Here is a 6,317-nt window from a genome sequence, read left to right as displayed (position 1 = left end):
GCACGCGAGGCGCGTGCCGCTTACGCCAATGCAACTTGACAATCCAGATAGTCGCTCATCCGTCGCGCATTGTATGCGCGCCACCTTCTCCCGCAAGGGGAGAAGGGAAGGACGGCGCGCAAGTCGCCTTTGCCCCTCTTTCTGAGCGCCAAGTTTTCGTGAATGTTCCCGCGATTCGAGCCATTGACTCGTGATCGATCGAGCCTATACTAAACCATATGGTTAAGTATCTCGACGAGACGCTGGACCGTACGTTCGCGGCGCTTTCCGATCCCACTCGCCGCGCGCTTCTGGCACGGCTTGGCGAGAAGGAAAGCCTATCCGTGAGCGAACTGGCGCAGCCATTTCAGATGTCGCTGCCCGCGATCATGAAGCATCTCGACGTATTGTCGGATGCCGGCCTGATCACGCGGGAGAAGACCGGCCGCACGGTGGCGTGCCGGCTGACTGCGCGACCGATGGAGCAGGCGATGGACTGGCTCAATCGCTATGTGCGCTTCTGGTCCGACAATTTCGATCGCCTTGCCGCCTTCGTGGAGGAAGACCCATGGCCATCAGCAGCGCCAAGCCCGGCCCCGCCGCGCGCCCCGGCCTCACCCTCACGCGCCGTTTCCGCGCGCGGCCGGAAAAAGTCTACGCCGCATGGACCGAACCGGAAAACCTAGTGCAATGGTTCGGGCCGGCGAATGTGAAGCCCGGCTCGGTGCGGGCTGAGCTCGACGTTCGCGCCGGCGGGCGCTACCGCATCAGTTTCACCGGCAACGATGGCGAATATCACGAAGTCGGCGGCGTCTATCGCGAGGTCGTGCCAAACGAGCGATTGGTTTTCAGTTGGGCCTGGCATTCGACGCCAGAGCGCGAGTCGCTGGTGACGGTATCGCTGAGACCAGATGGCGCCGGCACGCTGCTGACCTTCCATCACGAGCAGTTCGTCGACGAGACCGCGCGCGACAATCATGAGCGTGGATGGACCGAGCTGTTCGCCAAGCTGGAGAATTTCGTCGCTTGAATACTGTCAAGGAGGACACCATGCAGCCACACAAAGTCGTGTCACGCGAGGAGTGGATTGAAGCCCGCAAGGTCCATATGGCGCATGAAAAGGAGCTCACCCGTGCCCGCGAGGTCCTCAGCGCGGAGCGGCGGGCATTACCCTGGGTCAAGGTCGACAAGGCCTACATGTTCGACGGCCCGAACGGCAAGGTGGCGTTCGCCGACCTGTTCAAGGGCAAGCCGCAACTCGTGGTGCAGCACTTCATGTTCGCGCCCGATTGGGATGAAGGCTGCAAGAGCTGCTCGTTCTGGGCCGACGGAAACGAGCGCATAATCCCGCATCTGGCGGCGCGCGACACCACGCTGGTGGCGATCTCGCGTGCGCCATTCGAGAAGCTGGAAGCGTTCAGGAAAAGGATGGACTGGACCTTCGACTGGTTGTCCTCGGCGAACAGCGACTTCAATCATGACTTCGCGGTGTCGTTCACGCCGGAGGAACTGAAGTCGGGCGCCAAGATCTACAATTTCGGCACGTCCGGTTTCGGCGTCGAGGAGGCGCCGGGCATCAGCGTGTTCTATCGCGACGAGGCCGGCGACATCTTCCACACCTATTCGTGCTTTGCTCGCGGTCTCGACATGATGAACGCGGCCTATCACTATCTCGATCTCACGCCGCTCGGCCGTCACGAAGAGGGCCTGCCCTATCCGATGGACTGGGTGCGGCACCGTGACCAATACCAGCCGACGCCGGTTCAGGCATCCTGTTGCCATAGCTGAGAGACCCGCAAACCGTCATTGCGAGCCGCCGGGTCGGCGCTAGCGCCGCCCAATGACTGGCTCCACGAAGCGATCCATGCCGCCGTATGCGGAGAAATGGATTGCTTCGTTGCTTCCGCCTCGCAATGACGGGAACAACAACAGGAACCGCCCATGCCCTATGTCGATGGCTTCATCCTCGCCGTCCCGAAGAAGAATCTCGCCGCCTATGCCCAGATGTCGCGAAAGTGCGGCAAGATCTGGCGCGAGTATGGCGCGCTGGACTATCGCGAATGGGTCGCCGAGGACGTCAAGCCCGGCAAGCTCACCTCGTTCCCCCAGAGCGTCAAGCTGAAACCCGGCGAGACCGTCGTGTTCGCGTGGATCACCTACAAATCCCGCGCCCAGCGCGACAAGATCAATGCCAAGGTGATGGCGGACGAACGCCTCAAATCCATGATGAACGGCAAGTCGGTACCCTTCGACGGCAAGCGTATGATCTATGGCGGATTTGCGAGCCTGGTGAAGGTATAGCGGCGCTCGCGCTACACAAACTGTTTCCGCAGAGACGGCCGAAGTGATCGCCAGTCGGCCGCTGGCTGACTTGCGCCCGTGTCGCGACTCCTGTACTTTGCAATGCAAAGTTCGGACAACCGATGCGCGACCTCGACAAGGCCCTGGCCGACATTCTTGCCATCCGCAGCCAGATTGCGGCGGGCACGGCGTTCCGCGGTTACGGTCCGGCGACCGTGGCCGCCACCGCCGGCGTGGCGCTGCTGACGGCGATCCTGCAGTTCCTCTGGCTCGATAATCCGACCGGGAACCCGCTCACCTTCTTTGGCGGCTGGACCGTGGCCGCGCTGCTTTCGGCCGCGCTGATCTGGACCGAGATGCGGGCGCGCTCGCGCCGCCATCATTCCGGGCTCGCGGACGCCATGATCCAGCAGGCGGTCGAGCAGTTCCTGCCCGCGGGCATCGCCGGCGTCTTGCTCGCGATCCTGTTGTGGAAGTTCGCGCCGGAAACGCTGTGGATGCTGCCCGGCCTGTGGCAGGTGCTGGTCAGCCTCGGCGTGTTCGCCTCCGTCCGCTCGTTGCCGCGCAGCATCGCCCTTGCCGGCGCCTGGTATTTCCTCTCCGGCTTTGCGGTGCTGGTGGTCGCGAGCCAGAGCCACGCGTTGTCGCCCTGGACCATGGGCCTGCCCTTCGTCGTCGGCCAGGTTTTGATGGCTGCCCTGTTGTATTTCGCCACCGGAGAAAACGATGTCGAAGATTGAAGCCAACACCGCGCCGTTCTCCTATGACGGTCTCGACCGCGTGATCCACGAGAAGGCGCGACTCGGGCTGATGACCTCGCTGATGACGCATCCCAAGGGATTGGCGTTCGCCGATCTCAAGCAGCTTTGCGGATTGACCGACGGCAATCTCAGCCGTCATCTGCAGGTGCTGCAGGAAGCCGGACTCGTCGAAGTCACCAAGGGCTATGAGGGCAACCGCCCGCACACCACCTGCCGCCTCACCAAGGCGGGCCGCCGCCGCTTCCTCGACTATCTGGTCGTGCTGGAACGGCTGGTGCGCGACGCCGCCAAGGCCGCGGGCAAGGAGGGCGCCGCGCCTTCCCGGCTCGGCATCCTGCCGGCCTGATCACGATTCCTTTTTTGATCGGAGACTTTGTAATGCAAAGTGATCTTTCCTCCAAACTTCACGTCGGCATCATCATGGACGGCAATGGAAGATGGGCGACGCGGAGGGGGCTGTCGCGGCTGCGCGGCCACGAGGCCGGCGTCGAAGCGATCCGCCGCATCGTCGAGGCGGCGCCCTCGCAGGGGGTCGGCACGCTGACACTCTACGCTTTCTCCAGCGACAATTGGCGCAGGCCGAAGGCCGAGGTCACCGCGCTGATGGGCCTGTTGCGCTTCTATCTCGCCAACGAGATCCAGGCGCTGGTACGCAATGGCGTCCGCCTCACCGTGATCGGCCGCCGCGATCGCCTTCCCAACGGCATTGCGGCTGCGATCGCCCGCGCGGAAGGCGCGACGGCTGATGGCGACGCCCTGCATCTGCGCATCGCGATCGATTATTCCGCGCGCGATGCCATCCTCAACGCCGCGACGCGGGTCGCCGGCTTTGGCAAGCTCACGCGCGAGACCTTCTCCGAACTCGTCACCGGCGAGCAGAATCTGCGCGATGTCGATCTCATCATCCGCACCAGCGGCGAAAAGCGCCTGTCCGATTTCATGCTGTGGGAAGGCGCCTATGCCGAACTGCACTTCACCGATCGGATGTGGCCGGAATTCGATGGGGACGATCTCGCGGACGCGCTAGCCTCCTTCCACCGCCGCGAACGCCGCTTCGGTGGCCTGCAACCGGTCGCGCTCGAGGACGTGCCAAGCCTCTGAATACCGTGGCCGCGTGCGCGATAGGTCAGAAATCTCCTGTTGAAGGTTCGAGGCACGTTCTTAATCGTTCGGCTCGTTCGAATGTAACATGTGTCGCTCCAGTGCGAGCGTCGGGATCGAACGACCAGCGGTGACCACGTGAGTGAATACCAATATTACGAGTTCAGGGCGATCGATCGGCAGCTCGGTCCGACCGAGCAGCAGGAACTGCGCGCGCTGTCGAGCCGCGCCGACATCACCGCCAGCAGCTTTGTGAACACCTATAATTGGGGTGACTTCAAGGGCAATCCTGATCGGCTGATGGCGCGATACTTCGATCTGTTCCTGTATCTGGCTAATTGGGGCACGCGGCAGATCGCGATCCGCATTCCCAAGCTCGTGCTGGACGTCCCTCGCTTGAAACAATTCATTGCCGATCGGGATGTCGCCCGCATTCGATCTGAAGGTGAAAACGTCATTCTCGACGTATCGCGGGATGAACTGGATGCGGAGGGTGAAGGCGGAGAGGGCTGGCTGGATGCGATCGCGCCGCTGCGCAATGATCTGCTCGAGGGCGATCTCCGGTCGCTCTATCTCGTGTGGCTGATGTCGGTCGAGAACGAGGACACTCCTGACAACACGATCGAGCCGCTCGACGGACTGGGGCCGCTGACGCCGCAGCTTGTCGCATTCGCAAACTTCTTCTGCATTGACCGCGATCTCGTCGAAGCGGCGGCCGTAAGGTCCGCGGTCCTGCCCCCCGAACCATCGGAACAGGAAGTCACTGCAATGATCAAAGCTCTCGGCGCGAAGGAGAAAGACGGCTATCTACGTCGTCTCTACGATGGCGATCCGCTGGTCCGCGCGGATTTCCGTCGCCGCTGCCGTCCTGCCACCTCGCCAGGGAAGCCTGTGCAACCGCGCAGGCAGGCCGGCGAACTGCGCCGGATCGCGGCTGATCTGGCGGAAGCGCGCCGCAAGGTGGAGGAAGAGCGAAGGCAGGCTGAGAAACGGCGCGAGCAGGAGCGCGAGACGAAAGCCAGGAAGGTCAGAATAGATGCCCTGAAGCGGCGGGGCCAATCTGCCTGGACGGACGTCGAAGCTATTGTCGCCTTTCGCAACAACAACGCCTATGATCAAGTGGCCGTCATGCTCGCGGATCTGCGCGAGCTTTCGCTCCTGCAAGGGACTGACGACGAGTTTCATCGCCGCCTGACCGATCTTCGGGCGCGGCACAAGGCCAAGCGGCAATTGCTGGTCCGGCTTGCAGCTAACGGTCTTCACTGACGTTTCCGGTCCCAGCGGGAGACCGGCGAGCCGAAGCCGCGCCAGATTCGCATCATCATCGTCACACTAGGTTAACCCTTAGCGGCTAGCTAGGCGCACCGACCTTCCCGCGAATCAAGTACAACCAGGGTCATTCCCATGGACAAGCAGATGCGCTGCCAATGCGGCCGGCAACGGACCGTCGCGCTGGACAAGCATTTCCGTACCGTCCTGCATTGCGAGAACTGCGACGTGGTCGAGCGAGCCGAGCCGGTCAGGCAGCGCGAGGACGCGCAGGCTGCGCTCCAGGACGCCTGAGCCCTCCACGTCGCTCAAAATGCTCTAACTGCCCGACGCGAGCTCCACGAGCTTCGCGATCGTGTTGATGTTCCGCGCCGTGCCGTTCGTCGCCGCCGGTATCTTCAGCTTCGACCGGCCGATCCCTGAGCCGTAGGCGACATAGATCTCGCGCTTGCCGAGGCGCACCTCTTCGTCCTGTTGCCCCTTGATCGTTTGAAGCGCATCGGCCGGCGGCGCCTCATCAAGGAAGATCGCGACCGTCCAGTTCGGCGGCGCCTTCGGGAACGGATTGGCCTTCAGCGCCGCGGCCATCTCGTCGGCGGTCCGGATCACCACGCCGATCGGGCTGCCCGCATAGGCCTGCAGCCGCTTCTCCAGCGCCGCTTTCACCTTCGCGGCGGGCAATTTGCTGTCGAACACCACATTGCCGCTGGCGATATAGGTTTGTACGCTTGCAAATCCTTCGGCGACGCACATCGCTTTCAGTTCGGCCATTGGCAGCTTGCCGGTTCCGCCTACATTCACGGCACGCAACAGGGCGATATAGGTTGGCATTCCAGGCCGTATCCAAGGAGCGAGGCCGTCAACATGCCACAGGCGCGCCAAGAGGGGCTACAGGACAAACGAGGT

The 6,317-nt window shown here is 62.8% G+C and carries 10 protein-coding genes; 9 read left to right on the top strand and 1 reads right to left on the bottom strand.

All coding sequences use genetic code 11. From position 1 onward, the window contains the following. Positions 1-218 precede the first annotated feature (218 nt). From OZ411_RS18585 to OZ411_RS18545, 9 genes are all read left to right on the top strand, one after another. Positions 219-665, top strand: coding sequence for a metalloregulator ArsR/SmtB family transcription factor (locus OZ411_RS18585; protein WP_282529110.1), 447 nt, complete (start codon positions 219-221; stop codon positions 663-665). Continuing rightward, positions 548-1,009, top strand: coding sequence for an SRPBCC domain-containing protein (locus OZ411_RS18580; protein WP_282529109.1), 462 nt, complete (start codon positions 548-550; stop codon positions 1,007-1,009). Before OZ411_RS18585 ends, OZ411_RS18580 begins: the two co-directional genes overlap by 118 nt. Before the next feature lie 20 nt (positions 1,010-1,029). After that, complete coding sequence (locus OZ411_RS18575) at positions 1,030-1,767, top strand: thioredoxin family protein (protein WP_282529108.1); 738 nt, start codon at positions 1,030-1,032, stop codon at positions 1,765-1,767. Between the two features lie 153 nt (positions 1,768-1,920). Then, complete coding sequence (locus OZ411_RS18570; RefSeq protein WP_130580697.1) at positions 1,921-2,280, top strand: DUF1428 domain-containing protein; 360 nt, start codon at positions 1,921-1,923, stop codon at positions 2,278-2,280. A 122-nt stretch (positions 2,281-2,402) separates the two neighbouring features. Next, positions 2,403-3,020, top strand: coding sequence for a hypothetical protein (locus OZ411_RS18565; protein ID WP_282529107.1), 618 nt, complete (start codon positions 2,403-2,405; stop codon positions 3,018-3,020). Continuing rightward, a complete protein-coding gene (locus OZ411_RS18560) occupies positions 3,007-3,387 on the top strand; it encodes a transcriptional regulator (RefSeq protein ID WP_282529106.1) in 381 nt (126 codons plus the stop codon). The genes OZ411_RS18565 and OZ411_RS18560 overlap by 14 nt, the downstream gene beginning before the upstream one ends. Before the next feature lie 32 nt (positions 3,388-3,419). After that, positions 3,420-4,142, top strand: a complete 723-nt coding sequence (locus OZ411_RS18555; RefSeq protein ID WP_282529105.1) for a di-trans,poly-cis-decaprenylcistransferase — start codon at positions 3,420-3,422, stop codon at positions 4,140-4,142. Between the two features lie 138 nt (positions 4,143-4,280). Beyond that, positions 4,281-5,408 (top strand): hypothetical protein, encoded by a 1,128-nt coding sequence (locus OZ411_RS18550; protein ID WP_282529104.1) that lies wholly within the window; start codon positions 4,281-4,283, stop codon positions 5,406-5,408. A gap of 138 nt (positions 5,409-5,546) precedes the next feature. Next, positions 5,547-5,705 carry a hypothetical protein gene (locus OZ411_RS18545; RefSeq protein WP_282529103.1) on the top strand — a complete coding sequence of 53 codons (159 nt, stop codon included), beginning with the start codon at positions 5,547-5,549 and terminating at the stop codon, positions 5,703-5,705. Between the two features lie 24 nt (positions 5,706-5,729). On the opposite strand, the gene OZ411_RS18540 is transcribed toward OZ411_RS18545, so the two are convergent. After that, positions 5,730-6,242, bottom strand: coding sequence for a DUF1697 domain-containing protein (locus tag OZ411_RS18540; protein ID WP_282529102.1), 513 nt, complete (start codon positions 6,240-6,242; stop codon positions 5,730-5,732). Positions 6,243-6,317: the final 75 nt, after the last annotated feature.

This window comes from Bradyrhizobium sp. Arg237L (assembly GCF_029990105.1).
GTDB lineage: Bacteria > Pseudomonadota > Alphaproteobacteria > Rhizobiales > Xanthobacteraceae > Bradyrhizobium.
This window is presented reverse-complemented; position numbering and strand designations above follow the sequence as displayed.